The organism is Halorarius halobius (assembly GCF_024298865.1).
Taxonomy (GTDB): Archaea; Halobacteriota; Halobacteria; order Halobacteriales; family Haloarculaceae; genus Halorarius; species Halorarius halobius.
Map to the genome: position 1 here is coordinate 250710 of NZ_CP101162.1, position 26830 is coordinate 277539.

The 26830-nt window shown below is 60.3% G+C and carries 27 protein-coding genes; 17 read left to right on the forward strand and 10 right to left on the reverse strand.

Translation table 11 applies throughout. The features are described 5' to 3' along the window. Positions 1-3 precede the first annotated feature (3 nt). Both NL112_RS20985 and NL112_RS20990 read left to right on the forward strand, forming a co-directional pair. Entirely contained in the window at positions 4-360 is a 357-nt protein-coding gene (locus NL112_RS20985) for a hypothetical protein (RefSeq protein ID WP_255152789.1), read from the forward strand. A 124-nt stretch (positions 361-484) separates the two neighbouring features. Then, positions 485-1999 (forward strand): hypothetical protein, encoded by a 1515-nt coding sequence (locus tag NL112_RS20990; protein WP_255152790.1) that lies wholly within the window; start codon positions 485-487, stop codon positions 1997-1999. Between the two features lie 30 nt (positions 2000-2029). Here the strand turns inward: NL112_RS20990 and NL112_RS20995 are convergent, their stop codons facing one another. Next, positions 2030-3250 (reverse strand): MFS transporter, encoded by a 1221-nt coding sequence (locus tag NL112_RS20995; protein WP_255152791.1) that lies wholly within the window; start codon positions 3248-3250, stop codon positions 2030-2032. A gap of 155 nt (positions 3251-3405) precedes the next feature. Between NL112_RS20995 and NL112_RS21000 the strand changes: the two genes are divergently transcribed. From NL112_RS21000 to NL112_RS21010, 3 genes are all read left to right on the forward strand, one after another. Then, positions 3406-4485 carry a two-component system sensor histidine kinase NtrB gene (locus tag NL112_RS21000; RefSeq protein WP_255152792.1) on the forward strand — a complete coding sequence of 360 codons (1080 nt, stop codon included), beginning with the start codon at positions 3406-3408 and terminating at the stop codon, positions 4483-4485. A gap of 119 nt (positions 4486-4604) precedes the next feature. After that, positions 4605-6590, forward strand: a complete 1986-nt coding sequence (locus tag NL112_RS21005) for a thiamine pyrophosphate-binding protein (RefSeq protein WP_255152793.1) — start codon at positions 4605-4607, stop codon at positions 6588-6590. A gap of 43 nt (positions 6591-6633) precedes the next feature. Further along, positions 6634-7866, forward strand: coding sequence for a cation:proton antiporter (locus NL112_RS21010; RefSeq protein WP_255152794.1), 1233 nt, complete (start codon positions 6634-6636; stop codon positions 7864-7866). A 5-nt stretch (positions 7867-7871) separates the two neighbouring features. Here the strand turns inward: NL112_RS21010 and NL112_RS21015 are convergent, their stop codons facing one another. The 3 genes from NL112_RS21015 to NL112_RS21025 all read right to left on the reverse strand — a co-directional run bounded on the left by NL112_RS21015 (position 7872) and on the right by NL112_RS21025 (position 10344). Next, positions 7872-9344 carry a potassium channel family protein gene (locus NL112_RS21015; RefSeq protein ID WP_255152795.1) on the reverse strand — a complete coding sequence of 491 codons (1473 nt, stop codon included), beginning with the start codon at positions 9342-9344 and terminating at the stop codon, positions 7872-7874. Between the two features lie 141 nt (positions 9345-9485). Beyond that, positions 9486-9884 carry a hypothetical protein gene (locus NL112_RS21020; RefSeq protein ID WP_255152796.1) on the reverse strand — a complete coding sequence of 133 codons (399 nt, stop codon included), beginning with the start codon at positions 9882-9884 and terminating at the stop codon, positions 9486-9488. A gap of 55 nt (positions 9885-9939) precedes the next feature. Beyond that, the gene (locus tag NL112_RS21025) at positions 9940-10344 is read right to left on the reverse strand and encodes a hypothetical protein (RefSeq protein WP_255152797.1); all 405 of its coding nucleotides are present in this window, start codon (positions 10342-10344) and stop codon (positions 9940-9942) included. Between the two features lie 268 nt (positions 10345-10612). Here NL112_RS21025 and NL112_RS21030 point away from each other — a divergent pair, with 268 nt between their 5' ends. The 4 genes from NL112_RS21030 to NL112_RS21045 are packed head-to-tail and all read left to right on the forward strand — an operon-like array spanning position 10613 to position 14871. Beyond that, complete coding sequence (locus NL112_RS21030; RefSeq protein ID WP_255152798.1) at positions 10613-12322, forward strand: glutamate synthase-related protein; 1710 nt, start codon at positions 10613-10615, stop codon at positions 12320-12322. Next, positions 12319-12801 (forward strand): dihydrofolate reductase, encoded by a 483-nt coding sequence (locus tag NL112_RS21035; RefSeq protein ID WP_255152799.1) that lies wholly within the window; start codon positions 12319-12321, stop codon positions 12799-12801. Before NL112_RS21030 ends, NL112_RS21035 begins: the two co-directional genes overlap by 4 nt. 19 nt (positions 12802-12820) lie before the next feature. Continuing rightward, on the forward strand, positions 12821-14089 hold the full coding sequence (locus tag NL112_RS21040) for a M20 family metallopeptidase (protein WP_255152800.1): 1269 nt from the start codon (positions 12821-12823) through the stop codon (positions 14087-14089). Continuing rightward, positions 14086-14871: a sulfite exporter TauE/SafE family protein gene (locus NL112_RS21045; protein WP_255152801.1), complete on the forward strand. Its 786-nt coding sequence runs from the start codon at positions 14086-14088 to the stop codon at positions 14869-14871. Before NL112_RS21040 ends, NL112_RS21045 begins: the two co-directional genes overlap by 4 nt. Positions 14872-14888: 17 nt before the next feature. Here NL112_RS21045 and NL112_RS21050 read toward each other — a convergent pair whose 3' ends face one another. The 4 genes from NL112_RS21050 to NL112_RS21065 form a co-directional block, all read right to left on the reverse strand. Then, on the reverse strand, positions 14889-15149 hold the full coding sequence (locus tag NL112_RS21050; protein WP_255152802.1) for a winged helix-turn-helix domain-containing protein: 261 nt from the start codon (positions 15147-15149) through the stop codon (positions 14889-14891). A 132-nt stretch (positions 15150-15281) separates the two neighbouring features. After that, positions 15282-16262, reverse strand: coding sequence for a hypothetical protein (locus NL112_RS21055; RefSeq protein WP_255152803.1), 981 nt, complete (start codon positions 16260-16262; stop codon positions 15282-15284). A 562-nt stretch (positions 16263-16824) separates the two neighbouring features. Then, entirely contained in the window at positions 16825-17061 is a 237-nt protein-coding gene (locus NL112_RS21060) for a hypothetical protein (RefSeq protein ID WP_255152804.1), read from the reverse strand. Then, the gene (locus NL112_RS21065; protein WP_255152805.1) at positions 17051-17416 is read right to left on the reverse strand and encodes an ArsR/SmtB family transcription factor; all 366 of its coding nucleotides are present in this window, start codon (positions 17414-17416) and stop codon (positions 17051-17053) included. Before NL112_RS21065 ends, NL112_RS21060 begins: the two co-directional genes overlap by 11 nt. 118 nt (positions 17417-17534) lie before the next feature. On the opposite strand from NL112_RS21065, the gene merA reads away from it, so the two are divergent. The 5 genes from merA to NL112_RS21090 all read left to right on the forward strand — a co-directional run bounded on the left by merA (position 17535) and on the right by NL112_RS21090 (position 22226). Beyond that, positions 17535-18992 (forward strand): mercury(II) reductase, encoded by a 1458-nt coding sequence (gene merA, locus NL112_RS21070; protein WP_255152806.1) that lies wholly within the window; start codon positions 17535-17537, stop codon positions 18990-18992. 118 nt (positions 18993-19110) lie between these two features. Next, positions 19111-20487 carry a dihydrolipoyl dehydrogenase gene (gene lpdA / locus NL112_RS21075; protein WP_255152807.1) on the forward strand — a complete coding sequence of 459 codons (1377 nt, stop codon included), beginning with the start codon at positions 19111-19113 and terminating at the stop codon, positions 20485-20487. A 144-nt stretch (positions 20488-20631) separates the two neighbouring features. Continuing rightward, positions 20632-20871, forward strand: a complete 240-nt coding sequence (locus NL112_RS21080; RefSeq protein ID WP_255152808.1) for a glutathione S-transferase N-terminal domain-containing protein — start codon at positions 20632-20634, stop codon at positions 20869-20871. A gap of 63 nt (positions 20872-20934) precedes the next feature. Next, positions 20935-21708 (forward strand): DUF63 family protein, encoded by a 774-nt coding sequence (locus tag NL112_RS21085; protein ID WP_255152809.1) that lies wholly within the window; start codon positions 20935-20937, stop codon positions 21706-21708. Positions 21709-21920: 212 nt separating this feature from the next. Continuing rightward, positions 21921-22226, forward strand: a complete 306-nt coding sequence (locus NL112_RS21090) for a putative quinol monooxygenase (protein ID WP_255152810.1) — start codon at positions 21921-21923, stop codon at positions 22224-22226. Positions 22227-22480: 254 nt separating this feature from the next. On the opposite strand, the gene NL112_RS21095 is transcribed toward NL112_RS21090, so the two are convergent. Together NL112_RS21095 and NL112_RS21100 are read right to left on the reverse strand one after the other, a co-directional pair. Beyond that, positions 22481-23599, reverse strand: coding sequence for a redoxin domain-containing protein (locus NL112_RS21095; RefSeq protein ID WP_255152811.1), 1119 nt, complete (start codon positions 23597-23599; stop codon positions 22481-22483). 255 nt (positions 23600-23854) lie between these two features. Then, positions 23855-24112 (reverse strand): ArsR family transcriptional regulator, encoded by a 258-nt coding sequence (locus NL112_RS21100; protein ID WP_434084212.1) that lies wholly within the window; start codon positions 24110-24112, stop codon positions 23855-23857. 139 nt (positions 24113-24251) lie between these two features. Between NL112_RS21100 and NL112_RS21105 the strand changes: the two genes are divergently transcribed. The 3 genes from NL112_RS21105 to NL112_RS21115 all read left to right on the forward strand — a co-directional run bounded on the left by NL112_RS21105 (position 24252) and on the right by NL112_RS21115 (position 26820). Next, positions 24252-25586, forward strand: coding sequence for an APC family permease (locus NL112_RS21105; protein ID WP_255152812.1), 1335 nt, complete (start codon positions 24252-24254; stop codon positions 25584-25586). 353 nt (positions 25587-25939) lie between these two features. Next, on the forward strand, positions 25940-26173 hold the full coding sequence (locus NL112_RS21110) for a hypothetical protein (protein WP_255152813.1): 234 nt from the start codon (positions 25940-25942) through the stop codon (positions 26171-26173). 2 nt (positions 26174-26175) lie between these two features. Continuing rightward, complete coding sequence (locus NL112_RS21115) at positions 26176-26820, forward strand: cysteine hydrolase family protein (RefSeq protein ID WP_255152814.1); 645 nt, start codon at positions 26176-26178, stop codon at positions 26818-26820. The last annotated feature ends 10 nt before the right edge of the window (positions 26821-26830 follow it).

Here is a 26830-nt window from a genome sequence, read left to right on the forward strand (position 1 = left end):
CGCATGACAAAAGCAGCAGTTGTGATTCTCGCTGGAACGGAAGGTCACGCGAACGTTGGCCGTCTCGTGAATGGGCTCGAAACCGCCAAGGAGTTCGCAGAGACAGAAGGAGACGAAGTCGAACTCATCTTCGACGGTGCTGGAACCCAGTGGATCCCCGAACTCGAAGATTCGGACAGTGACTATCACGAACTCTACCAGGCCGTCAAAGATGATGCGTCTGCGTGTGATTTCTGCTCGGGAGCATTCGGTGTCGATGATGCAGTGAACGATTCTGGCGTGGTGCGACTTGACGACCACGACGGGCATCCCAGTATCCGGTCGCTCGTTGACGACGATTACGAGATTATCACGTTCTGACGTTCGAAAACGGCTGACCCATCTCAGTCTCCGAAAACGAATAATCAGCTAATGTACCGACTACATCCCCCGGCTTAATCCAGTGCTCTTCTCGTACACTATTTGAATACATAACACCTTACCCATGTTTCCATCTGCCGGTGACGAACTTCGAATAAAACCCGGGGGATTTCTCATCGCCCTGATCGCCTTCGTCCTTACTCGAACCCTCTTGGTTGGGGTGGTCTACAATAGTCCAGCCAGCTCGATCTTGGCCACGCTACTCCAATTAGTGCCCCTCGTCATAGGACTGGGGTTGGTGATTTACGGCGTGAGCCTAGCTGTCAGTACCCACGACAGAGCCTACGCACGCACCGTCGCGACATGGTTTCTCGTCGGTAGCGTTGGCATATTCGCGATGGTTGCTCTGGGTGCCGTCGAGAGCTCAGATCCAGTCGTGACGCTATTCTCAGATATCGTCGTCGCCAATGCCGTCCTCGGGGGTGGAACAGGTGGAATAGTCGTCGGTATCCGATCTGCGAGAGATGAGCGACGCCAACAATCGCTCTCGAGACAGTCCGATCAGGTCGTCTTGTTGAACCGGATTCTTCGTCACGAGATTTTGAACGCGATCACGGCAATTCGGGGCCATGCAGAGTTGTTACACAACGAACAGAGTACCGGTAGTAGTTACGACGCGATCAGTAATGGAGTCGATCGCATCGAACAAACGATAGCACAGGTAGGATTTCTCATTCGAACTCTCGATGAGACTGCGGTGAGTCTTACCTCGGTCGATTTGGCGACCACCGTTCGGGAGTGCTCCGACAAGTTTCCGGATGATGCCACGGTTACGATCGACGCGTCCGACTCCGTACAAGTCCGCGCTGACGAGCACCTCGAAACGGTACTTACGGAACTCGTCGAGGGCGCACTCGAACGGGCCTCGAAGCGCGAAGCGACGGTTGCAGTCTCCCCAGAGGAAACCACCGTCGACGTTTCGGTTACCGCTCCTGGTCGGTGGCTCAACGAAAGCGCTCAAAGAACACTTCTCGAAGGCATCCAGGACTATGAGGATCAGAACCTCAATTACGATATACCGATCATCCGATTGTTGGTGACCCAGTTTGGAGGGACCATCGATGTCGTCGATAGAGAGGAAGGTACGACGGTTGTCGTGACTCTCCTCCGAACATCCGAGCAGGCTCCCAAGAGTGATCTACCGGGAGTCAGCTCGGATAGTCTTCGGAACGCCACAGTCGCTGGTGTCGTAGCGGGGGTAGCGATGGGTCTGATCCTCCAGATCTTCACTGGTGAAATGGGAATTATCGGGGCGCTCTATGGGGTTCAGTCGATCGTTGTCGGGTGGATAACCCACCTGTTCCACAGCGTGGTGTTCGCAACAATGTTCGTTGCCGCGGTTACTGTCGATAGACTCGAACAATATGCTGAGACCCTCTCTGGGACTATCACGCTCGGTCTTGTGTATGGGATGCTACTTTGGCTCGTCGCTGCCGGCATCGTCATGGGAATATGGCTAAATCTCGTCGGAATACCGTCGTCAGTTCCGAATCTCGGTGTCGTGTCCCTCATCGGACATCTAGTCTGGGGCGCATTGACCGGTCTACTCGTCTTCGTGCTGCCGACAGAGATTAGGTGAGGGAATCGTCATCTCAGCGCGAGAGCGGGGTCATCCCCTTCCACCAGCCAGTGCGGTTGCCTCGGGAAGCCGTCGGAGCCACAGCATGGCGACTGTCCCGAGGAACGGTCCGATAACCAGTGGCGAAAAAGCCCACTGCCAGCCGACGAAACTAGCAATAATCGGTGTTATTTGGATCGACCCCACAGTGAGTAGAAAGCCGATGGCGGTCTGTAGCGTCAGAGCTGACCCAACGTAACTGTCCTCAGCGAGTTCGGAGACGGCCGCCGAGAACTGTGCGGAGTCGGCGACGATGACGAACCCCCAAATCAACAGGAACGGAACGAGGATAAGCAGGGGCCCACCAAACACGAAACCGGCACCAATACAGGCTGTGCCGCTGACGACCATACTTCCGCTCGTGACGGTCGTCCGTCCGATTCGGTCTGCGAACACACCGGCGACGACGGCACCGATACCCCCTACTGCAATGGTTCCGAACGCAAGTAGCGCAGCGAGCGTCGGTGCCGGGTCGCCGCTGGCAGCGAAACTCGCAGCCAAATATACCGGGATCCAAGCCCAGACGGCGTATAATTCCCACATGTGACCGAAGTATCCGAGATTGGCAAGCATCGTCCCACGATCACCGAGCATCCGCCGAATGGCTCCGGGATCGAACGGTGCTGCCGGAGCTTGATAGGGCCCTGGACGTACAAAGAGAACGAGCACACCACTGACAGCTGCGAGCCCAGCTGCACCCAGTAAGACTAGCCGCGGACGGCCGACGCCACCGATCGCCCGGAGCAGATGCGGCATCGCCGACCCGATCGTGAGTGCACCGACAAGCGTGCCGATAGCGAACCCGCGTCCTTCCCGAAACCAGCCAGCCATGATTTTCATGCCTGTCGGGTACACACCGGCCAGTGCGACACCGGTGAGAAACCGTAACAGAACAGCCGGGAGGAAGGACGACACGGCAAGGGCAATAAGTGCAGTCGCTCCCACGCCGATGGCGGCTGAGATAGCAAACAGGTACCGCGGCGGAATCGTATCCGAGAGGGTGAGCGTCGCAGAAAGCACGGCGCCGACGACGAACCCCAGTTGTACCGCGTTCGTCAACCATGCCGTCTCAGCGCTCGAAAGATCCCAGAGAGCCGCGAGTTCCGGCCCGACCGCTGATGCACTGAACCAGAGCGTCATCGCAAGCAGTTCGGCAACAGCAAGAACGAGGAGGACACGGTAGCGACTCGTTTTCGTGGGTTCCTGCTTCATGTCTGATTTCGAATTGTCAATTTTGTGTGTGACTCCGTATCCATCACGTTGGTGTACTAATCAAAGTGGATAAAATCTCACGAGGGGGTTCGGGTGTATTGCACACCGGAGAGCGTATTATATATGCTGAAAGCATCCGTATCCACGCTAGGAAGATGACCGATGACCGGGATCGCGATCACTCTGAGAGTGATCTTTCGGCGAGTAAATCCTCCGCCACGGATTCGTCTCCTGAAGAGCGTTATCGCAAAATATTTGAATACAACAACGACGCAGTGATGGTCGTTGATCTGGAGACCGAGTCCTTTCTCGATGTCAATCCCGCAGCCTGTGAGCTGCTCGGATACTCCCACGAGGAACTCCTCTCGTTGCATCCGGAGGATATTCATCCCAATGACGTCGAGCGCGTCCGGGAGGAGTTCATTTCGCAAATCTACCAAGAAGGATCGGGATTCACCGACGATCTGACCTGCCTCACCAAAGACGGAGAAGAGGTTCCAACCGAAATCTCTGGGGCCGCACTCAATGCAGGCGAAGATGAAACCGAACCAACACAGATGATCGCGATGCTGCGTGACATCTCTGATCGTGTCGAACACCGCCAGGAACTCGAAGAGAAGATCGAACGGTTGGATCGATTCGCCAGCATCGTCTCACACGACCTGAAGAACCCACTCACGGTTATCAAGGGCCATGTAACGCTCGCTCGGGAGACTGGCGATCCCGAACACTTCGATGCCATCGAGAACGCGGCCGATCGGATGGACGAGATGTTGTCCGAACTCCTGCAGCTTACTCGGGAAGGAGATCTCGTTGGTGAGCAAACGGAAATCGAGTTGGGGGCCCTGGCACGAGATGTCTGGAACGACTGTGAAATTGAGTCAGCAACTCTCGAGACGGAGTCATCGACGACGATTCGCGCTGATCAAGACCGCCTCCACGAACTCTTTGCAAACCTCTTCGAGAACGCCTCGACTCACGGTGGAGCGTCAGTAACCGTCCGGGTTGGAACGTTCGACTCAGAGGACAAAAAAGGGTTTTACGTCGAGGACGATGGGGACGGAATCCCAGCTGACGAGCAGGATACCGTATTCGAATGGGGGCAGACAACAACCAGAGACGGCACCGGGTTCGGTCTCGCTATCGTCGCCGAGATTGTCGAGGCACACGGATGGGAGATCAGCGTCTGTGACTCCGAGGAAGGAGGAGCGCGATTCGAAATCAGTCAGTCCTGAGACTCATATTGTGGAAAACAGGCTGGATTCGACACTCAGTATATAAATACTATGGTGAGTTGGAACACGACTGAACGCGCACGGCGTGATTAACCCTGTTCTCCACGCTTGGCAAAGATATGACCGGTAACTCGTCCCCGAACACGCCACACGGGGACACGACGTGGTACAAGGCGCTTTCTCCTGACGAACTACCTGAGGGCCGAGTCAAGGCTGTCAGCTGTGGCGATACGACCGTCGCTGTAACCCATTACGACGGTGAATATGCCGCTCTCGATAACAGCTGTCCCCACCAGGGCGGCCCGCTCGGCGAGGGGTCGATCGAGACAGGCTACCTCCGGTGTCCGTGGCACGGGTGGGATTTCGATCCCCTGACGGGCGAGACACCCGGCCCGCACGACGACTGCGTCCAGACGTTTCCGGTCGAGGAACGCGAAGACGGTATCTACGTCGGGTTCCCCGAGGAGGAACCCCACGAGCGAACGGTCTCCGACGTCATCGCCGAGACACTGGTCAACTGGGGCGTCCGGCAGGTCTGGGGCATTGTCGGCCACTCAAATCTCGGCCTCGCCGACGCACTCCGCCGCGAGGCCGACCAGGGGAACCTCGCGTACTACGGCGTTCGGCATGAGGGCGCCGGCGCCTTCGCCGCCTCGGCATACGGAAAACTCACCGGGCGTCCGGCGGCGTGTTTCTCCATCGCCGGGCCGGGCGCGACGAATATGCTCACGGGGCTATGGGACGCCAACGTCGACGGTGCGCCGACTATCGCGCTCACAGGGCAGGTCGAGTCGCAGGTGCTCGGTACGGGCAACTTCCAGGAAGTCGACCTCGAGGCCGCCTACGGCGACGTCGCGGAGTTCGAGGCGACCGTCCTGCCGGACAGCCAGCACGCCGAACTCGCGACCCGCGCCGCCAAGACCGCGATCCTCGAACAGGGGGTCTCGCACCTGATCTTCCCGGACGAGATCCAGACCCAGTCCGCCGAAGGCGTCGAACCGGGCGATCCCGAGGGACGCATCACGGAGCGCGACATCAGTCCGCCAGAGGACGCGCTCCAAGACGCAGTGGACCTGCTCGAAACCGCCGAGCGGCCGGTCATCATCGCCGGCCACGGGGCGCGCTTCGAGATGGACGGGATCGTCGACCTCGCCGAACGGTTCGACTGTCCGGTGCTGACGACGTTCAAAGGGAAGGGGCAGATTCCCGATTCGCATCCGCTCGCCGGGGGCGTCCTCGGGCGAAGCGGGACGCCTATCGCGAGCCACTTCATGAACGAGGCGGACCTGCTGGCCGTCTTCGGGGCGAGCTTCTCGAATCACACGGGGATTGCCGAGTACAAGCCGACGATCCACGTCGACTACGACGCGATGACCCTCGGGAAGTTCCACAGTATCGACGTGCCCGTCTGGGGCGAGATCGGCGTCACCGTCGACGAACTGCTCGGTCGCATCGACGACGTAGAGGCGGAGAGCCAGCGCGCGGAACTCGCCGACCGGTGGGAGATCTGGCGCGAGGAAAAAGCGACGAGACGCGCCCAGACGCCCGAGCGTGGTGTCAACTACGCCACCGCCTTCGAAGCGATGACGCGGCTCGTCCCCGACGACGCCATCATTCCCGTCGACGTGGGGAACAACACCTACGCCTTCGGGCGGTACTTCGAGCCGGAACACCAGTCCGTGCTCATGTCCGGATATCTCGGCTCGATCGGCTTTGCGTTCCCCGCAGCACTCGGTGCATGGGCGGCCACGCAGGAACCCGAGTCGCCGTTTGCCGGCCGGAAGGTGGTCTCGGTCTCCAGCGACGGCGGGTTCGGCCAGTATATGAGCGAGTTCACGACCGCCGTCAAATACGACATGGATATCACGCACGTCCTGCTCAACGACGACGAACTCGGGAAGATCAGCAAGGAGCAGCGCACGGGCGGGTGGGACGTCTGGCAGACCGACCTCGTGAACCCGGAGTTCGCCGCGTTCGCAGAGAACTGTGGCGGCCACGGTGTCTTCGTCGACGATCCGGACGACCTCGACGAGGCGCTCACAACCGCGATCGGCCACGATGGCCCCGCACTCGTCGAAATACTCACCGACTCGGACCCAATCTGATCTTTCGGATGGTCGTGACTGAGGCGTCGGCCGGAGGGAATACGTGAGCGGGTTTACATCGCTTCTCCTGAGCGTTCTCGGAGTGTTCGCACTGGCGTTGGTCGTCCGATTGGTGGTCCGCAACCGGGATCGGGTCGCGTTTGCGAGCGCGCTCGTTTTTATTGGCGTGATCGTGTCGGCAGTCGGACTGTCGTTTGACCTTCCGCTCACCGACGACCTGATCCTGATGATCTTCTTACCGACGATCATTTTCCATGGGACGACGATAATCAACGTTCGGGAGCTGTGGCGGAACACGAGCCTGATCGTGGTTCTCACGGTCGTCGGGCTCCCCCTCTCTGTCGTGATTCTCGGCGTGGTCGGCACGGTTTCGTTCGGATTCCCATTGCTTGTCGCCCTGCTGTTCGCGACGATCATCCTCCCCACCGACCCTGCCGCAGTGCTGTCGATCTTTGACGAGCTCGACGTCGCCGAACAGCTCGCGGTCACCATCGAAGGCGAGAGCCTCCTCAACGACGGCGTCGCGGTCGTGATTTTTTCCGCGGTGATCAGCGCGTTCGAAGCCTCCGGATCGGTCACGGCGCTCGCGACGCCAGGCGCACTCATCGCCATCGCCGGCGACATCGTCATCGTCGGTGGCGGTGGGCTCGCTCTGGGCATGGTCGTCGGCTACCTCGCCCATATCGTAATGCGTCGGCTCGACGACGAGATGAGCATCCTCCTGCTCACCGTGCTGGTCGCCTACGGGAGCTTCCTGCTTGCCGAACATTTTCTCGGGATGAGCGGAATCCTCGCGGTCGTGGGCGCGGGACTGTTGATGGGGGCACACGAGGAGACCCACCACAAGATGAGCACGAGCGAGTCCCACGTTCAGGAGCTCTGGACGACGGCGGCGTTCCTCGTCACGACGATGCTGTACGTCCTCATCGGTGCCGAAATCAGGATTGACACATTCCTCGGGAACGCCGGGCTCGTGGTCTCCGCTGCCATTCTTGTCGTTATCGTCCGCGCGGCCACAATCTACCCGCTGGTCTCGGGGACCAATCTCATACGCAGCCAGCAGGTCCCCCTGTACTGCCAGCACGTGATGGTCTGGGGCGGTCTGCATACCGTCGTGCCGGTCGCGCTGGTGTTGTCGCTCCCGCAGGGATTCCCGTTCCGCGAGGAACTACAGGTGATGGTGTTCGGCGTCGCCGTGATCAGTATCGTCGTCCAGGGTCTGTTGATGCCGGCCGTCCTGACGCGGCTGGGGCTGGGCGATTCGAGCGGCGGGTGACGCGGTTATCTCGTCACACGGCGGCCGAGGGAGAAGACGAAGACGGCGGTCAGAAACGCACCTGAAAGCCCCTCCGAGGCGGCGATGAACCGGCCGATGTCGCCGGCCGGATGGACGTCTCCGAGCCCGAGCGTCGCGAACGTCACGACGCTAAAATAGAGCCCGTCTAGCGCGGCGAGTGGACCGTGGGTCGCGTACCGCACCACCTCGTCGCCCGTGACGAGTCCGCCGGCTGCCGGGTATGCAAGGGCACTGCTCGCGATGACAGCCACCGCGAGCGCGAGCGTCCGCTGTGGCCGCTCGCCGTAGCCGGCGATCAGATCGAGAAACCCGTTCGTGAGCCAGCGAACCGCGGCATCGACCCGGTGTGCGAGGGAGTGATCCCCCGCTCGGGCGTGAGCGGCGTACCGCCGGCGGCGGTAGCGCAACTCGCGGACGAAGAACATCGATGCCGTCTCGCTGTCGCCCGTCGCTGACGCCCCCTGTTTGGCTTCCAGATACGTGTGTTCCAGCCCCTCAGTCGTGTCCGCCTCTACGGGACTGCCGACGTACTCGTGGAGCCGCCAGCGATTCGCCCGCAAGACCGTGCGATAGGATGCGAAGGGGAACCCGTCGAACCGCGTTCGATAGAACCGGTATCGGTCGAAGGTGGCTGGCTCGCAGTCGAGTTTCACGTCACCGAGGGTGGCATCCGTAAGATCGTAGCAGGCGACGGCATCCTCCGGTTGATCGAGCCGCCCTTCCGAAACGGTCGCGTCCTGGAGATGGCACGTCAGGTCGCTACCGGGGCGGACACGAAGCAGGTCGAACGTCCCTTCCGAGAGGTCGAGCGTACCGTCGGCGGTATCGAGACGGGTCCCGTCGAATATCGCCCGGGTCCCGTCCGCACCGACGAACTCGACACCCTGCTCGAACGTCGTGGACACGAACTGCACAGTTCCGAAGGTGAGGTTGGGAAAATGTGCCGATCCGGCGACTGTGACATCGTCGAAACCCAGCCATCTGGTCACATCGCAGGCAGCGAACTCCAGACCCCCGTCGAACTGGGCGTTACTAATCTGGACGCTGCGTTCGAACGAGCCACGACGAGCCCGAAGACAGGTCGACGGTTCCGACGCCGTCCCGAACACCGTGTCGTCGATCGTGACGTCCATCTCGAAGGTCGCTGCAGTAGTGTCCAGTTGCGAAATGTGACAGTCTCTGATGTGGACTGGGTGTCGAACGACCGCCCCAGAGAGGTCGAGCGTCCCATCGACTGTGACGTCACAGAGCGTAATACGGCCGACATCGCTCCCATCGACGACGAGGGCGGAGAGGTCCAGTTCGTCGAGGTGAATGTCGACGTACTCCCGCCGAGCGGGGTCGTCCGCGTCGACATCCGCGAGGAACGCCGTCCGCAGTGCCGACAAGGTGACGTCCGCCGCCCCGCGCTCTTCGGGCGTAAGGTGGAACACGCACCGGTCGTGATCGGCGGCCACCGACCGTGGACAGCACCGCTCCGACCCATCCACGGTGTACCGAACGGTACAGCCGGTCACGCTACACGCCTCGCGTGAGTGCCTCGACGCGTGTGCGGAGTGTCCGGTCGTCGATGGGTCACTGTATTCTTCATATCCATATCAATTGGAAGGGGACCGGAAGAGGTCGGATCGAACGGACGCAGTCGTCCGCAGGACGCCCGCCACCAGCGCCACCAGAGCGAGCGACAGGAGGACGACTCCGATTCCCAGGGGGAGCCCGACCGGATTCGGGCCCAGGACGCTCCCGAGTATCAGTGCGAGGCCGAATATCCCGAGGTAGCTCCCGAGGAGAAACAGCGGGACGACGCTGTAAGGGCCGTCGGTGTAGGCGTACACGCCGGCAAGGAGGCCAGCGACCGGGAGCACGACGAAGTAGACGGTTGTCGCGACTCCGTCGGTCGCGGCAGCTATCCCATTCACCGGGTCCCGGTAGAGTGCGAGGAGCACTACCAGGAATCCGGCCACGAGTGCACCGCCGCCGATTTCGTGTGTGTCCATACGATACTGAAATTCGTGCGGGAAAGAGTAATTGCTCCGCTCTGAGTCCCTCGCGTTACTCCTGGGCGCGCTCCATCTCGTAGCTCAGCCGGTGGGGCATGATGCTCAGGGCGCGGACGATGGCGACCAGCGAGAAGAAGATTCCCACGAGGATGTGGGCGACGCCGCCGAGCTTGAGCCACAGCAGCGTCGAGGGCCACTTGTGGATCGCGGCGAGTGCGCCGTTGACCGCGGCGCCGCGGGTGCCGCCGCTCCCGCCGGCGAGACTCGTGTCGGGGTACGTCGTGAAGAAGTTCTCAAGCAACGGGTGGAACTCGGTCAGCTCGAAGAACAGCGCCGCACCGACCAACAGGTAGCCCACGCCGGCGAAGACGGCACCGACCATGAGCATCTTCTTGATCGAGCCGACAGTCGATTCTATCTCGTCGATTGGTTGACGATCCGGGTATTCGGATGCCATACCCCACATTCATTACCGTGGTACATAGGGTCACATCGGCCGTGGGGCTCACTTACACGGACGCATAGACCTTCTAAGACGTCCGGATGACGGTTTCTCAAGTCGACAACATGCCTCCAACGACTCGACAGGGCACCCCAAGACCCGATGCGATGGAACGCCAAAGCCAAACGAGCATGGCAGCGCGAACTGACCCCCAACAGCGAACACCCCTGATGCGACTGACCGACCGAACGATTGACCCCGAAATAAGCGACGGATGGGTCCGATGAGTCCATCCGACACCCGCCCCGAACACGTCGCCACCTGGAGCGACCTCCCCGACAGAGAGCCGGTACACGCACGCGTCGAGGGCGTGGATCTCGTTGTCATCCGGTACGACGACGAGGTGTCAGTACTCTATGGACGATGTCTCCACCGCGGTGTGCTTCTCGGGGACGGTCACGTCGAAGGAGACGACCTCATCTGTGGCGTCCACGGCTGGGACTACCGGGTCGACACCGGGATCAGCGAGTACGACAACTCCCATGTGTTAGAAACGTTCTCCGCGTGGGTCGACGAGGACGAAGACGCCGTCTACGTCGACGCAGCCGAAGTAGCTGCCTGGGCGGCAGACAACCCCCAACCCTATGACGACCCTGAGCCCGGGGATGGCGGCGACGGGGCGATGCAAGGATCCGCCGACGACATTGATGGCGGCGCCGTCAACCCTGAATTCTACGGCGACCCCGAGCACGAGAAGGAGCCGTACTCTCACTACATCCAAACGCTGGCCCAGCAGGGGCCCGAGGGGATCGGCGAACACGGTGACATCTCCGCGATGGGCGTCCCACGCGCGGAGCTGCCGTCGTGGGACGACCTGCAGATCCTGACGGCCCAGCTCGCCCGAACGCCGCTCGACGACGAGGCAGCCGTCGACACCGAACTGGTGATCGGCCCGAACGCGGAGAACCCGCTGGAACTCGAGATTCCAATCTTCGTGAGCGACATGAGCTTCGGCGCGCTCAGCCAAGAAGCGAAGATCGCAATCTCGACAGGCGCAGACCAGGCGGGTACGGGCATCTGTTCCGGAGAGGGCGGCATGCTTCCCAAGGAGCAGGAAGCGAACTCCCGGTACTTCTACGAGTACGCGACAGGGAAGTTCGGCTGGGACATCGACCTCGTCGAACGAGTCCAGGCGTTCCATTTCAAGGCCGGACAGGGCGCAAAAACGGGGACCGGCGGCCACCTCCCCGGCGAAAAAGTACAGGGGCGGATCGCCGAAGTTCGCGACCTCGAACCGGGAACAGACGCGGTGAGTCCCTCGCGATTCGAAGATTTAGAAACGCCCGAGGACTTCGCCGAAATGGCTGACCGGGTACGCGACGTCGGCGGTGGCATCCCGATCGGATTCAAACTCTCCGCCCAGCATATCGAGGAGGACATCGACTTCGCACTCGAGGCCGGCGCGGACTACCTCATCCTCGACGGTCGCGGCGGCGGCACCGGCGCGGCACCGGACGTGTTCAAGAACAACATCTCGGTCCCGACGATGGCCGCTCTCGCCCGTGCCCGCCGTCATCTGGACGCGCGCGGCCGGTCGGACGTGACGCTCATCGCGACGGGCGGCCTCCGGACGGAATCGGATTTCATCAAAGCGATGGCACTCGGTGCCGACGGCGTCGCGGTCGCCAACGCCGCGATGCAGGCCATCGGCTGTCTCGGCATGCGAGCCTGTGACTCGAACAACTGTCCGGTCGGGATCGCCACCCAACGAGAGGATCTCAGAAACCGGCTGGTCATCGACTCGGCCGCTGACGGGCTACAGAACTATTTCGAGGCGACAATTAAACTGATGAAGGTGATGGCCCGGGCCTGCGGCCACGACAGTCTCTCGGGATTCGAACGCCGGGATCTGACGACCTGGAAACAAGACATTGCCGACCTGACCGGCGTTGAGTATGCCGGTGTCGGGAACGATCGGAAACCAAACCAATGAACCTCATTTCAGTCGCTGCGGTGGCAGAGAACGGTGTTATCGGGCAAGATGGAGAAATACCGTGGCAGAGTATCCCGGCCGACAAACAACAATACAGAGATCGGATCGCGGAGTCGCCCGTGATTCTCGGGCGACGGACATTCGATTCGATGCGCGATGACCTCCCGGGAACCGCACAGATCGTGTTGAGCCGGTCGGAATCGGCGTTCGACGTCGAGTCAGCACACCACGCGTCGGGCATCGACAATGCGGTCGCAACAGTCGAATCGCTCGGGAGCGACCATGCCTACGTCATCGGTGGGGCAGGTATATACGACCTCTTCCAGCCCGTCATCGACCGAATGGTGCTCAGCCGGATTCCTGGCGAGTACGACGGTGACACGTACTTTCCGGACTGGGACACCGATGAGTGGACCCTCGTCGACAGCACTCCCTACGACAGTTTCACCCTCGAAGAGTGGGTTCGAAAACAGAGCTAACTAACGTCCCTCTTCAAGTATGGATACATCCGATTTACCCACGGCCGTTGCCGAGTACCTCTCCGAGAATCGTACGGACCTGTTCGAGTTCACGAAGACGCTCGTCGGGTACGATACGCAGAACCCACCCGGGCGAACCGTCGATATCATCGAGTGGCTCGAAACCACGCTCGAGGAATCGGCGTTGTCCGTCGAGCGCTTCGAAGTCGACCCCGAAAAGCCGAATCTCATCGCCACGTTTCCCGGACAGACCGACCGCACGCTGTGTTTCAACGGCCATCTCGATACCGTCCCGTTCGACGAGGGCGATTGGTCGTACGATCCGCTCGGGGAGCGAAACGACGATCGCATCTACGGACGTGGGGCGACCGATATGAAAGGGGCCGTCGCCGCGATGTTACAGGTCGCACTCGCGTACGCCCGGACCGGGACAGAACCGCCAGTAACACTCCAGTTCGCGTTCGTGAGCGACGAGGAAACAGGCGGTGACGCCGGCCTCACGACGCTGTTAGAGACGACCGAGTTCGACCCTGACGCCTGCGTTGTCGGCGAAACCACCTCTCGGAACGGCCGATACTCCGTCTCGGTCGCTGATCGGGGGAACATCTGGCTCACACTCGAAGCATCAGGGACTGCTGCACACGGCTCACGACCGATGATCGGAGAGAACGCAATCGATCGCCTGACCGAGGCGATTGAGCAGTTGCGAAATGAATTCGGTCAGCAGGAACTGTCGGTCGATCCATCGATGGACGAGATCATCAAGGAGTCCGTCGCCTTCTACGAGCCTGAGGCTGGAGCCGACGCCACCCGAAGCCTGTACAGGTACCCGACGATCAATCTCGGCATCATCGAGGGTGGAACGGCGATCAACACGGTGCCGGCCTCGGCATGCGCGAGAGTTGATATCCGCCTGACTGCTGGCGTCGACACCAGAGAAGCACTCAGCGGGATCCGGAACTGCTTGGCCGGGATGGACGGCATTGAGATCACTGATATTTCGTGGACCCGTGGGTCGTACGAGCCGCTCGGGAGTCCGATCGTCGAAGCGAGCGCGCGGGCAGCCGACCACGTCGTCGACGACCAAGTCTACCGGCGGAGCGCAACCGGTGGCGGTGACGCCAAAGTGCTTCGACACGAGGGGATTCCAACGGTCGAATTCGGCTTCGGCACCCAGACAGCGCACGGCACTGACGAATACACGACGACCGAGGCCCTGGTTCGAAACGCCATCAGCTACGGTACACTCCCAGTCCTCTACGAGCAACTCACGAGAGCTGACGAATGATTGCAGCCATCGGGGAGCCGACAGTCGCGCTGATGACGCTCGTTATTCTGGTCTCCGGGACGACGAATGGACTTGCTGGCTTCGGGTTCGCTCTCGTCGGGACGATGGCGCTCGCAACGGTAATCGATCCGGCAACGGCGGTCGTCTTCATGATCATCCCGATTCTCGCGGTGAATCTCTCGCTGGTCCGTGATCTCTCTCAAGAAGAGCTTCGAACCTGTAGTCGACGGTTTGGCCCACTCATCGGTGCCGCGCTGATCGGTACGGTTATCGGGATGGCGATCCTCAGTCGTATTCCGACCGGCCCCCTACGTGTCGGCCTCGGAGTATTGACGCTCGGGTTCGTCGCGACTGCTCAGCGACGGATTCCACTCCCGGACTGGTCGGCAGGTGGGATCGGTACGTTCGCACGAACGCGAGTCGGAATGCTCGGTGTCGGCGGCATCTCAGGACTGTTGTTCGGCGGGACGAACGTCGGGGTACAGCTCATCGCGTATCTTCGGAGCTTCGACCTCTCCCACGGACTATTCGTCGGCGTCGTCGCGCTCGTGTTCCTGGGACTCAACGGAATTCGCGTTGCTGTGGCGGGGTTGTTCGGGTTGTATCCGAGCCGGATACTCCTGCTCGTTTCCGTCGCCGCTGCCGTTCCAGCCGCGATCGGGGTCGCTGTAGGCAAGCGCCTCCGAGTTACTACCAGCGAGCGCACTCGCCGACTCGTCGTCTTGGGTCTCCTCACTGTCGTTGGATTTCGTCTGGTCGGGGGTGGACTGGGACTGATCTAGACGTCGGCGCCAATACGTTAGCTGTCACCCGATTCGAGCGAATAAATCCGCTGTCTCGCATCCATAAACGAGATACGGGAGGTGACGATTCCGTTCTCTTCAAGCTGCGTGAGGGCATACCGAACGGTCCGAGGTGGAAGAAGTGTTGACTCGGCGAGTTCCGACTGCGTACTCTCACCCTCGTATTCGAGCGTTTTCGCGACGAGTTTGGCACTCGGCGGGAGATCGTGGAGGGTAGCAGAAGTCTTCTGAGTTGTAAGAGACGGCTGATCAGTCATCAATATCAAGAGGGAACGGGCCCGTCTTAACAGACTATCAGACGTGCGATTACATTGCACACCCGTACACTCGTTTGCAGTACCTCGGCCGTCGAGGCCCACCTAAAAATAGTTCGTACCTCATCTCCATCGTCAGTCAGCGGATACTCGACACACGGCGGGCTCAGAAAGGCGGGTCGCAAATCTCGTGACACTCCAAACCAAGAGAATGACGGCAGCCGCGAAGAAGAGCGATCCGAGCGGCGATGCCGGATCGATGAACGCCCAGTAGAGTGGGCTTGCTGAGACGCCGAAGAACACGCTTGCAACCGCATACACCGCAGGTCCACAGCAGCAACAGGCCGTCGCGCCCGTCGTGGCAAGCCCACCGAGAATGCCGCCAGAGGAGGAAAACTCCATACTGTGCTGCCAGACCGCAGTCATCAACGATGCATTCAACCCGATAAGCCCCACCAGCGTGCCAATGAGCAGTGCGGTCCCGACCGACATCGCCCCCGCAAGCGGGATCGAAGGAACGTAGAATTCGACGGCAGGCCAGACAACCAGCGGATTCGCAAAGCTCGCCGTCGTGACGAACGCGGTCGTCGGGCCGTTTACCCCCTGCTCCGGATTCACGGTGAATAACCCCGCGGAGAACAAGAAGAACACGCTGAACATGGCTGCGACGAGACCGCCCACGTGTCCAGCGAGCTGATCGACTGCGTCGCTCCGGACCACGGGCCACACATCTACCCACAGGATGTAGCCAACGAGAAGCGGGACGACGACCACGAGCAGGTACCCGACCGGGTGTCGATACCCGCTGTTCGGCATCAGGGCTGGATACCCCACCCAGATACCGAGTGCCAGTCCGAGCACGCTGTATTCGAGGCGAGTGGGCCACCGCCAGACGCCGAGCAACAGGCTCCCCGTCGTGAGCAACCCAGCTGTGACCACGGCAAGTGGCGGATACCACGCGTGGAGCGTTGGGGTCGTCCCGACGGGTTCGATTTGGATCTGGATGATGGCAATCGTCCCGAGTAGCGCCACTCCGAGCCCGATCAGAACCCCGCTGAGAGTCCGTTTCGGGTGGTCACTCCACACTCGCTTTCCGAGAAGCGCACTGCCTCCCATACCCACGCCCCCACCCAGGATCAGCACGAGAAACGCCCAGTGTGGGGTACTGGCGTGGGTACTGCCGCTATGGGCGGCTACCGGTGGCACGAACAGTAATGCACCGGCGAGGACCAGCCCCTGAATCAGGAGACGGTAATCCATCCTCCGTGCTGTACGCTGATCATGGCTCTCCGAACGGTCAGTCTGCTGTCGCGAAATCATTGATACAGGGTGAATACGGTGGCATCTGTCTGGAGGCCGAACCCACTCATACGGCATATTGTGTTACCCCCTTTGCGTTCTGGAGGACAGCATACGACAGCAGAAGCGTCGCCACAGACCAGACCCGTCCCGTCATTGTCGCCCCCTCCGACGGAGAACGAGCCCGATGACGAGTAGCGGCAGTGCGGTCACGAGTGCGGTCACGAGAATTCCACCGAGTCCACCCACGGCACCGCTGACAGCAGTCACGCCAGCAGCTGTTCCGCCGTCGACTGCAGCCCCGCCTGCGAGGGTCGCAGTGCCGATACAACAGAGACTGAGTGCCCCCGCAAGTCCGAGGAGCCCCCAGGGCGACCCATCAGCCGAGGAAGCCATCGTTCGCCTCTCCGATGTGGTGATAGCCAGCAGCGAGGCCCAACGCAACCAACCCGCCCAGGCCGACAACCGCCAGATACGTCACGCCCATCGAGAGACCGATGGTGGTCGCAAGGCCACCGACCACCACCGCCCCACCGAGCACCTCGAGGCCGAGACAGCACGCGACGACGCCACCGACTCCCGCATACGGGAGCCACGAGTCAGCGTCATCGCTCATCGGTCTCAGCCTCGGTAACGACCTCGCACCCGAGGACGCTCTCAATATTCTGGCGAATACAGTCATCGGCCAGTGAGAGCATTTCGACGGCTTCTGGCCGGCTCACCTCGTAGTACTTCTTGCGGCCGTCGCGCTCCGCGTCGACCAACTGGCAGTTCTTGAGACACTGGAGGTGATGCGAAACCAGATTCGTCCCGAGATCGACGCGATCGCACAGTTCACTGACGTTGAGCGGTTCGTCGGCCTCGACGAGTGTCTGGAAGATCCGGAGTCTGGTTGGATCACCGAGCGCGCTGAAGATGTTCGCGCGGGCCTCGTTCACGTCGTCGTTCGATTGGAGGAGATTGATACTCATTACAATAACCAAACTTCCATTTGGTCATAGTCCTTTCGGAGAAGAGGAGGCAGAGAATGGCCTCTATAGCCATCTAGAGCAGAATGTTAAAGCTCCAAACAACACAACGACTATTAGAATGTCTGAGTCAACCGATTACAATCTCGTGATTCTCGGCGGTGGGGCAGCCGCGTTCGCTGCCATCACCGAAGCAAGTGGCCGAGGACTCTCGACGGCCTTGGTGAATACAGGGTTGCCGCTCGGCGGCACCTGCGTGAACGTCGGCTGTGTCCCCAGCAAGCACCTGCTCGCTTTGGGCGAACAGGCAGCCACACCGCAGGAGAATCCGTTCGAGGCGGTCCAGTACAGCGACGGCGAACCGACCGTCGACTGGGCGACCGCGCTGGACGGCACCGACGAACTTGTCGAGGGATTCCGCAAGGAGAACTACATCGATGTCGCCGAGCACTTCGAGACTGACATCTACGAGGGCTACGGCCAGTTGGTCGACGACACGACCATCGAGGTCGTCGACGGCGCCGACGAGGGCGCGCGCATCACCGGGGAGAAGGCGCTCGTCGCGACCGGAAGTTCACCGTGGGCGCCACCCATCGACGGCCTGGGCGAAGTCGACTATTACACGAGCGAGACCATCCTCAAGGAGCGGGACCTCCCCGAGAGTATCGTCATGCTCGGTGGCGGCTACATCGCGTTAGAGTGGGGCCAGATTCTCCACCGCGTAGGCGTCGACGTGACCATCCTCCAGCGCTCCGAGCGCGTCCTCTCAGACATGGAGGGCCAACTCGGTCGCGAAATGCAGCGCGCCTTCGAAGAGGAAGGCATCGAGGTGGTTACTGGCAACGATTTCCAGCGCGTTCGCACGTCAGCAGCCGACGGTGGAGCCGAAACGATACAGTCAGGCGTCACCGTCGAAACAACCGTCGACGGCACCGAGCGAACAGTCACCGGCGACGCGCTGTTCGTCGCGACTGGCATCCAGCCCAACAGCGAAGGAATCGGGCTCGGAACTGTGGGAATCGAAACGAACGACGACGGGACGATACACGTCGACGAGCACTTCCAGACGACGAACCCGGACGTGTACGCTGCCGGCGACGTGATTGGCAAACCCGAACTGGAGACAGTCGCCGCCAAGGAAGGCAACCATGCCGTCAAGAACGCGTTCGGCAACGAGGGCGTCAGCATCGACTACGATGCAGTCCCAGCAGTCGTATTCACCAGTCCCGAGGTCGCCGCAGTCGGCACCACCGAACTGGAGTACATGGACGAACACGGCACCTGTTCCTGCCGGACCGTCCAGATGGAAGACGTCCCGCGAGCGAAAGCCGTCAAGAACACGGATGGACTCGTCCAAGTCGTCAAGCACCACGAGACCGACGAAATCGTCGGCGTCCACATGGTCGGGCCCCGTGCCGCCGACATGATCATGGAAGCGACGCTGGCGGTGAAGTTCGACCTCACCGTCGACGATATCATCGACACCGTCCACCCGTTCCCCACGTTCAGCGAGGCATTCAAGCAGGCGTGTCAGGCGTTCCGGCGGGATACGTCGACGATGAGCTGCTGCATCGAGTAAAACCCCACCAGCATTATTCGAATTATGACCGAATCTAACAATACAGTGATTCCTGGACTATGCACCACCCGAGAAGCAACGGCAGCCGACGACACCAGACAGCCCCGAGGGCAGGACGATGAGTAACGGATACGATTACGACCTGCTCGTTCTCGGGGGCGGAATGGCCGGCCTCCCGGTCGCGATGAAGTGCGCGTATTCTGGAATGGAGACGGCACTCGTCGAGGAGGATCTTCTCGGCGGAACCTGTCTCAATCGTGGGTGTATTCCGACGAAGACGATGCTCCGGAGTGCAGAGATCGCGGACCTCGCCCGCCGCAGCGAGGAGTTCGGCATCGACATCGACGGCGCCATCGAGGCCGACATGGACGCGATCGTCGACCGCAAAGACGACATCGTCGAGAGCATCCGCGAGGGCGCCTACGAGAACGTCGAGAGCAACGAGAACATCGACTTCATCGAGGGGCACGGAGTTTTCGCCTCCCCTCACGAAATCCAGGTCGACGACCGAACTCTCTCGGCCGAGAACATCGTCATCAACACGGGTGCCAGACCGACGAAGCCGCCAATCGACGGTCTCGACGACGTTAATGTTCACGACAGCACGGATCTGCTGGAGCGTGACTCGGTCCCCGACTCGTTGGCCGTCATTGGCGGAGGGTACGTCGGCTGTGAATACGCCCAGATGTACAGTCGATTCGGGGCTGACGTCACCGTCTTCCAGCGCGGTGATCGCCTCCTCCCTGATGAAGATCCGGACGTAAGCGAAGTCATCGAGACCGCCTTCGAAGACGAGGGAATCACCGTCCAAACCGACGCGCCTGTGACAGCACTTTCAGAGACTGATTCCGGTATCCGTGTCGACGCCGATGGTACTGACGCCATCACCGTCTCGGATGTTGCGCTCGCCGCTGGACGGACACCAAACACGGACGGTCTCCGGCTCGAAGATGTCGGCGTGTCACTCGACGAGCGGGGGTTCGTCGAGACAGACGACAGCTTCAGCACGACTGCTGACGGTGTCTACGCCATCGGCGACGTGAGCGGGCCGCCGATGTTCACCCATTCCGCGCGCGACGACGCAGACCTGTTGTACCGCCACCTCGCGAAAGATGAGGCGATCAGCACCGAGGGCCGAACCGTTCCGTGGGCAGTGTTCACCGACCCGCAGGTCGGCCACGTCGGGCTGACCGAACAAGAAGCCCGGGACGAGGGGTACGAGGTGGGCATCGGCCGCCAGGACTTCGCCGACCAGGGCAAGCCGAAGGCACTCGGTGAGACGGCTGGGTTCGTCAAACTCGTCACGGACGCCGACACCGACGAGTTACTCGGTGCACACGTCGTCGGAAGCCAGGGTGCCGAAATCGTCCACGAACTCGTCCTCGCGATCGAACTCGGCGCAACGGCCGACCAGATCGCGGAGACGATGCACATCCATCCAACACTTCCGGAAAGCATCAACTCTGCTGCCGGTGGCGTTCACAAGCCATCGTAGCACGTCTCGGGTCACTGTCTGGAAACCGATCGCGAGGCGTTCGATCCCGTTCTCTCGCAACTGAGCCGTCCAACGGTCGTGCAGTTTCGTTTCGCATCCGCGACGGGGTTTAGTATGATCCCACCTGCGCTTTACCAAGATTCGATGCTGGAACTCTATCGACTCCCTGGCTGTCCCTACTGTGCAAAAGTTGAACGCGCGCTGGAGGATCTCGATCTCGACTACAAATCGCGTACTGTCCTCCCCTTCCGGTTCCTCCGGTTCGAAGTGAAATCGGTGAGCGGTCAGTCCGGGGTACCGGTGCTTGTCGACCCCGAACACGGGATCGAGGGAATGGCAGAGAGCGACGACATCGTCACCCATCTTGAGAACACGTACGCCTGACGTGGTTCCAGACGACTGTCGAGGACGGCGATCCTCCGCACACCGGTGTCCAACACCGCCAAAATGACCGACTCCGTCATCGCATTCGTCCTCGCCAGTGTTTCAGTTGTCGCGATAGCGTGGGCCCTTCGTCGTCGCCACGTTGCCGTGACCGGCGTCGAGATCGCGGCTACACTTCCGTGGTTCGCCGTCATCGGCGTCGCGGTTGCTATCGGACGTTCGACACCCTTGTCGGGACTGGCCGCTGGATTTTTTCAGAGCCCAACGGTATACCTCGTGGTTGCGGCGCTAGTTGCAGGACTGTGGATGATACTCGATGCCGCCGATGTGAACGATATCTCACGATGGACAGCCGTAAGCGGTGTCCTCACAGCTATCGCCGTCGGCGGAGTGAGTCTTCTCGCAACGGAGGCGCTCCACTGGCGGGTTCTCGTCTGGAACGCCGTTGCAATCGTGTTGGCGATCGGTATCACCGGACTCGTTCTGCGAGCGGTTCAGGATCGATATCTATCTACCCACGGATGGCTCGGTGGTGGAGTCCTCTTCGCGCACGTCCTCGACGCAACGACCACTGGGATCGGACTCGAGTACCTCGGGACGAACGAACGGAATCCGATCTCCGCGACGATCATTCAGGTAGGAGACGGCATCGGCCCGTCCGGCGTCGTCCTCTTTCTCCTCGTAAAAATAACGGCCGCCATGCTCATCCTAGCCGCCCTCGACATAGATAGAGACCAGCTCGGTCGAGAGACCGTCGGCCTGCTCGTCATCGCCGCTGGCGCCGGTCTCATCCCTGCGGTTCACAATCTCACCCTGTTCGCGCTTACAATCCACTAACCAGGCATCGCACCACAGTAAGTCGCTATATCGCTCCCTATTGGGAATGCGTGAAATCAGATCGACTCACCAGACGGACGCGAATCCTACCTGAGAGAACGCCATTCGCGTCGATGACCGTCCACAGAACAGCCTGTCACTGAATTCGTTCGGGTGGTTCAAGCACCAATCCGGTGAGGATTTATTGTGGAGTTCCCTCTAGTTGTCACACAGTGATTGTTTTACACGCGACATTCCCACTCGATCCGGCAACCCGTAACGAAGCGCTCGATCTGATTGAAAACCTCGTCGAACAATCTCAGCAGGAAGACGGGATGGTCGACTACCGCGCCGCGACGGACATCGCGGACTCGAACGTCGTGCGGTTCTTCGAACAGTACGAAGACGCCGATGCATTCGAAGCACACTCGCAGAGAGACCACTTCCAAGAGTTCGAAGAGCGGCTCCCCGACCTGCTCGCAGGTGAGCCCGAAGTTCTCCGGTTCGAGGTCGACTCAGCGACTGAACTCGAGCTCTGACGATAGGGACTCCGAGGACTCCATCCGATATCAGTCAGTGCTTTATGCGGAGTCGTTTTAGCCTCAGGGCGGTCAACGCCCCCCATCCCAACCGAGGGGGAGATCTTTTTCCACAATACCCGTGGCGAGGACGAGGTACTCTATCAGTTCCGGATACCTGATTCGCTGATCGGCATCGTATCTGTCGGAGGACCGCGACGAGAAGGCTTTGTGTGCCGTCACAGCAACGAGGTGTGTTTCTGGGTCAACGGGCATCATTCGGACGCAATCTGACGTCGTTCCGGATGCTCGAACTCGAACTGCTCCGATCGGATCATTTCCAACGTCTCTTCGATAGACGGCCGATCGCCCCAAAATGTTCCATAATACGCGAACCGAACAGTTCCGGTCGGATCGATGATGATCGTCGCAGGCCGATTGATATACTCGGCGTGGACGGCATAGGCCATCGGATCAACGCCGTATTTCGCGCCGATCGCTCCTGCACGGTCGAGTAGGTGTGGCCACCAGATCTGCTCCGCGTACGACTCAATAAACGACTCCTCAGCGAACCAGTACTCCGGTGCGAGTTCCCGACCGACCATCACTCTACCGCGGTAGCCGCCGTGACATTCGATCGTCGCCACATTGACGTCTGCCTCTTGTAGTTCCTCGCGAAGCTCGATCAGTTCATCGAACTCACGGTGACAGACAGGACACCAGTCGGCGAACACCCAGATCAGAGCCGTCCACTCGTCGTCTCCAATCGAGTCCTCGAGGTCCCACGTCCGTCCGTCAGTATCCGGCAATTCGAATGAGGGCGCAGACTCACCGACTGCCAGCTGTTCGAACGTGTCCTCGTCGAGATTTCGGTACGCGGCCTCCAGCTTGGGCTCGGCGACCGCGCCCTTTTCGATGCGGTCAATCGAGAGTTCGGCTTGATGACGGACGTCTTTCGAGTCGTCGTTCGCGTGCCGGTCACGTAGCAAGTCCATCGACCGGGTGGCACCGATTTGCCCCAACGCGACGATAGCCTGCGATCGTGCTAGTGCGTCCGGATCTTCGCGGACCACCCGTTCGAGCGATTCGATCTCGCTCTGGGCTCGCAGAATTCCCAGAGTCGTTGCACACACGTAGCGTACCTGTACGTCATCGTCCTCGAGTCCGACGGCGATTTCAGACGTTTTGGCGTCACCGAGCCGAACGAGGTCACGGACGGCGAGCAGTCGGACGCGCCAATCGTCGGCGTCGAGATCCGCGATACCGTGCTCTTCGAGCGTCCTATCGACCGTAAAGCTCGTCTCATCAACAGGGTGGAATTCGTGCGTCCGTACACGGTCGAGTACCGTTTCTACGGACAGTTCATCAGACGAACTCGTTTCAGTATCGTTCATACACCCACGAAGCGGCCGACCCAGAAAAGGATACTCGACGGCACCGTTGAGCTGCTACTGTCTCACCTGTATTGAGGTACAAGCCCCCATTCTCACCGACCGCCCGAAAGGGCGCGAGCGTCTCGAGCCGCTCATCGAATGGGCAGAGCAGCGGCAATGAGTGTTTCACTTGATCCATTATTGCCATATCCGTGATCAGGATATACAGACCAAGCGGTCGGGTGATGAGTAATCCTTCACACCGGGTCGGTTGTCCTATCCAGTGGTCTCAGATGACTCGTCGGCTGAAGTGAGCGAGTAGAGGCGTTTACGAGCATCGGCGAAATATATCTCCTCGCAAATCACGTCTCGATCTTGGAGTTCCGTCAGTGCATATCGGACAGTACGTGCTGAGAGCAGCGTTTCATCGACGAGTTGACTCTGGGTCAGCTCCCCCTCGTATTCCAGCGTTTTATAGACGAGTTTGGCGCTTGGTGGCGCATCAGCAAGGTGTTCATTCGCATCCGGAGCCACGATATGCGTACCTACGGGAACTACCACAACAATTCCTCGGGTGCGTGAGGCCAGTCAAGTAAATTGATACGAGCCAAAGATTCAATTTTTGAAAGCCACTACGACTTAGGGAGGAGAAGTTTAGAAAGAAGACGATGCCATGACTGACAGCCTTGGACTGAAAGAGGGCATCTCAATGGCTCTTGGCGGTATGATCGGAGGGGGCATCTACGCCGTTCTCGGCGTGGTAGCAGAGATCACGATGTCCGCCATATGGCTCGCGTTCCTCCTCGCTGGCATCGTCGCTCTGTGTGCAGGATACTCGTACAACAAGCTCAACAGCCTCACGGACAACCAGGGCGGCAGTGTGACATTCGTCCAGTGTTATCTCGGCAACTCCACGGTAGCCGGGATGGCAGGTTGGACACTCCTGTTCGGCTACATCGGCTCGATGGCCATGTACGCCTTCGCCTTCGGAGAGTTCACGGCCGCCTTCGCCGTCATCCCGAGGAGTGTTGGGGGCTTCTCAACCCGGCCGCTCATCTCGGTCGTGGCGGTGGCCGGGTTCGTCGGGCTAAACCTGCTCGGGTCGCGGATCACCGGAGCCGCTGAAAACGTCCTCGTCGCACTGAAGGTCGGCATTCTTGTCGTGTTCGGTATTCTCGGACTGGTGTATGCGTTCGGGTTCAGTGGTATGCGGTTCGAATATGGCGGTGGGCAACTTGGTGGGTTTGGGCCCCTGATGGCGGCGGCCATCTCGTTCGTCGCGTTCCAGGGCTGGCAACTCCTGTACTACGACCAGGAAAGTATTGAGGATCCCGTCGAGACCATCCGGAAGGCAGTGTACATCTCTATCCCGGTCGCCGTTGCAATCTATATCGTCGTAGGAATGGTGACAGTGAACCTCGTTCCACAGGCGCTCACATCCCACCCGCACGTCGCGCTGAAGGATGCCGCCTCACTGATGATGCAGCCCTACGGGCTGGCACAGGTCGGAGCGGTCGTTCTCGCGCTGTCGGCGTTATTCTCGACGGGCAGCGCCATCACAGCCACCCTGTTTTCGTCGGCGCATTTGGCCAAGGGAATGCTGAGCGACGATCTCCTCCCCGACCAGATCGGAAGCTCGGGCGCTGACGGCCTTCCCAAGCGGATGGTCCTCGTCTTGGGTGCGATCACTGCGGCGTTCACGTGGTTCGGGGGGCTCGGTGCTATCACCTCGTTCGCATCGCTGGCGTTCATCCTCGTATTCGGGTCGATGAGCTACCTCGCGTTCCGCCAGCGTGATCACGACAAGGTGAACGCTGTCATTCCCGCAGTCGGGGCAATCGGCGCGCTGGCGTTCTTCCCGCTGATGCTGTACAACCTCTACACTCGCGAGCCGAACACGTTTTATGTAGTGCTTGGTATCGCCGTCGTCGTGATCGCCGTTGAACTCCTCTACTTCGAGCGCGATATCATCGAGGAGGAAATCAAGGAGTTCGAGCCGGGTCTCTGAGCTGTCGACGAGAGCAGCTCACCCTGTCCGTTCATCGTCTTTTCGAGATCAATATGCGAGCTGTATCTCGTACGCCAATCAAAACCTGTCACTGACGGGAAATCTCAACAGAGCCCCTGGAATGAATAGGTCGATCTGCTTCCACTCGGGCGTGTCGGTGTGATTCGGTTAAACGTGTCAGTTGACAACGAACACCTCCCGCCTATCTGTCATCAAGAGGACTTTCGGGCAGAACCCGTTATTCGTCTAATCAAAAACCAGATGAGGATAAAATTGTCAACAATTTATTACCATGGGCTGGCTATACTCACAGATGGTATAGAGGGCGGAACCGCCGACTGAGGAGATGACACATGGAACGTGGAAACCTGATGAAATCGATAGATACCGGCACGGGAACATCGCCAGAACCGGGGACAGTTCAGGCGAGTGAGCACGACGAAAACGGCGACGAAGAAGATGGGGACAGCGACTCCGGCGACGGGAGCCAGGGATACCTCCCCTACGGCGGGAACGACACAAAGACGGAGAACCGCTTTGCGGACAGTCAGACGGAGATGCCCGGTTTCCCGGAGGCGTTTGCGTAACCATGGCCGAGATCGAACTCGATCCCGACAGAACTGCATTGCTGATCACCGACCCGCAGGTCGACTTTCTGAAGCCCGAGAGCGTCGTCTGGGACAAGGTCGGCGAGACCGTGGAGGAGAACGCGGTCGTCGAAAATCTCTCTCGACTCCGAGATGCCGCCAACGAAGGCGATATTCCCGTGTTCTACTCCCCTCACGTGTACGAGGACGCGGAGTACGAGGAGTGGGAGCACCTCAACAACATCGACCAGATCATGTTCGACACCCGAATGTTCGACGCTGCGGGCGATGGCGCCAACATCATCCCCGAACTCGAACCGGACGAGAACACGTTCGTGCTCTCCCCGCACAAGCAGCTTTCGGGGTTCTGGAGCAACGACGTTCAGATCCAACTGCGCCAGCGTGGCATCGACACGCTCGTGCTCGCGGGCATGAGCGCGAACCTCTGCGTCGAGTCGCACCTACGCGACGCCGTCGAGAACGGCTTCGAGGTGCTGACCGTCACCGACGCCACTGCCGCCGCCGGTCGGGAGGCGCTCGAGGCGGCGCTGACGAACTTCGGCTTCATCGCCCACGAAACCGCCGAAACCGACGACGTCGTTTCACGATTGCAGGACAGTACCACGGTCGCGAGCAGCACCGACTAACACCCTCTCT

Bases quoted from the DNA above. Each gene is read 5' to 3' on its own strand.
- NL112_RS20985 (WP_255152789.1), top strand. From the start codon at position 4: ATGACAAAAGCAGCAGTTGTGATTCTCGCTGGAACGGAAGGTCACGCG.
- NL112_RS20990 (WP_255152790.1), top strand. From the start codon at position 485: ATGTTTCCATCTGCCGGTGACGAACTTCGAATAAAACCCGGGGGATTT.
- NL112_RS20995 (WP_255152791.1), bottom strand. From the start codon at position 3,250: ATGAAGCAGGAACCCACGAAAACGAGTCGCTACCGTGTCCTCCTCGTT.
- NL112_RS21000 (WP_255152792.1), top strand. From the start codon at position 3,406: ATGACCGATGACCGGGATCGCGATCACTCTGAGAGTGATCTTTCGGCG.
- NL112_RS21005 (WP_255152793.1), top strand. From the start codon at position 4,605: ATGACCGGTAACTCGTCCCCGAACACGCCACACGGGGACACGACGTGG.
- NL112_RS21020 (WP_255152796.1), bottom strand. From the start codon at position 9,884: ATGGACACACACGAAATCGGCGGCGGTGCACTCGTGGCCGGATTCCTG.
- NL112_RS21025 (WP_255152797.1), bottom strand. From the start codon at position 10,344: ATGGCATCCGAATACCCGGATCGTCAACCAATCGACGAGATAGAATCG.
- NL112_RS21030 (WP_255152798.1), top strand. From the start codon at position 10,613: ATGAGTCCATCCGACACCCGCCCCGAACACGTCGCCACCTGGAGCGAC.
- NL112_RS21035 (WP_255152799.1), top strand. From the start codon at position 12,319: ATGAACCTCATTTCAGTCGCTGCGGTGGCAGAGAACGGTGTTATCGGG.
- NL112_RS21040 (WP_255152800.1), top strand. From the start codon at position 12,821: ATGGATACATCCGATTTACCCACGGCCGTTGCCGAGTACCTCTCCGAG.
- NL112_RS21045 (WP_255152801.1), top strand. From the start codon at position 14,086: ATGATTGCAGCCATCGGGGAGCCGACAGTCGCGCTGATGACGCTCGTT.
- NL112_RS21050 (WP_255152802.1), bottom strand. From the start codon at position 15,149: ATGACTGATCAGCCGTCTCTTACAACTCAGAAGACTTCTGCTACCCTC.
- NL112_RS21055 (WP_255152803.1), bottom strand. From the start codon at position 16,262: ATGGGAGGCAGTGCGCTTCTCGGAAAGCGAGTGTGGAGTGACCACCCG.
- NL112_RS21060 (WP_255152804.1), bottom strand. From the start codon at position 17,061: ATGAGCGATGACGCTGACTCGTGGCTCCCGTATGCGGGAGTCGGTGGC.
- NL112_RS21065 (WP_255152805.1), bottom strand. From the start codon at position 17,416: ATGAGTATCAATCTCCTCCAATCGAACGACGACGTGAACGAGGCCCGC.
- merA (WP_255152806.1), top strand. From the start codon at position 17,535: ATGTCTGAGTCAACCGATTACAATCTCGTGATTCTCGGCGGTGGGGCA.
- lpdA (WP_255152807.1), top strand. From the start codon at position 19,111: ATGAGTAACGGATACGATTACGACCTGCTCGTTCTCGGGGGCGGAATG.
- NL112_RS21080 (WP_255152808.1), top strand. From the start codon at position 20,632: ATGCTGGAACTCTATCGACTCCCTGGCTGTCCCTACTGTGCAAAAGTT.
- NL112_RS21085 (WP_255152809.1), top strand. From the start codon at position 20,935: ATGACCGACTCCGTCATCGCATTCGTCCTCGCCAGTGTTTCAGTTGTC.
- NL112_RS21095 (WP_255152811.1), bottom strand. From the start codon at position 23,599: ATGAACGATACTGAAACGAGTTCGTCTGATGAACTGTCCGTAGAAACG.
- NL112_RS21105 (WP_255152812.1), top strand. From the start codon at position 24,252: ATGACTGACAGCCTTGGACTGAAAGAGGGCATCTCAATGGCTCTTGGC.
- NL112_RS21110 (WP_255152813.1), top strand. From the start codon at position 25,940: ATGGAACGTGGAAACCTGATGAAATCGATAGATACCGGCACGGGAACA.
- NL112_RS21115 (WP_255152814.1), top strand. From the start codon at position 26,176: ATGGCCGAGATCGAACTCGATCCCGACAGAACTGCATTGCTGATCACC.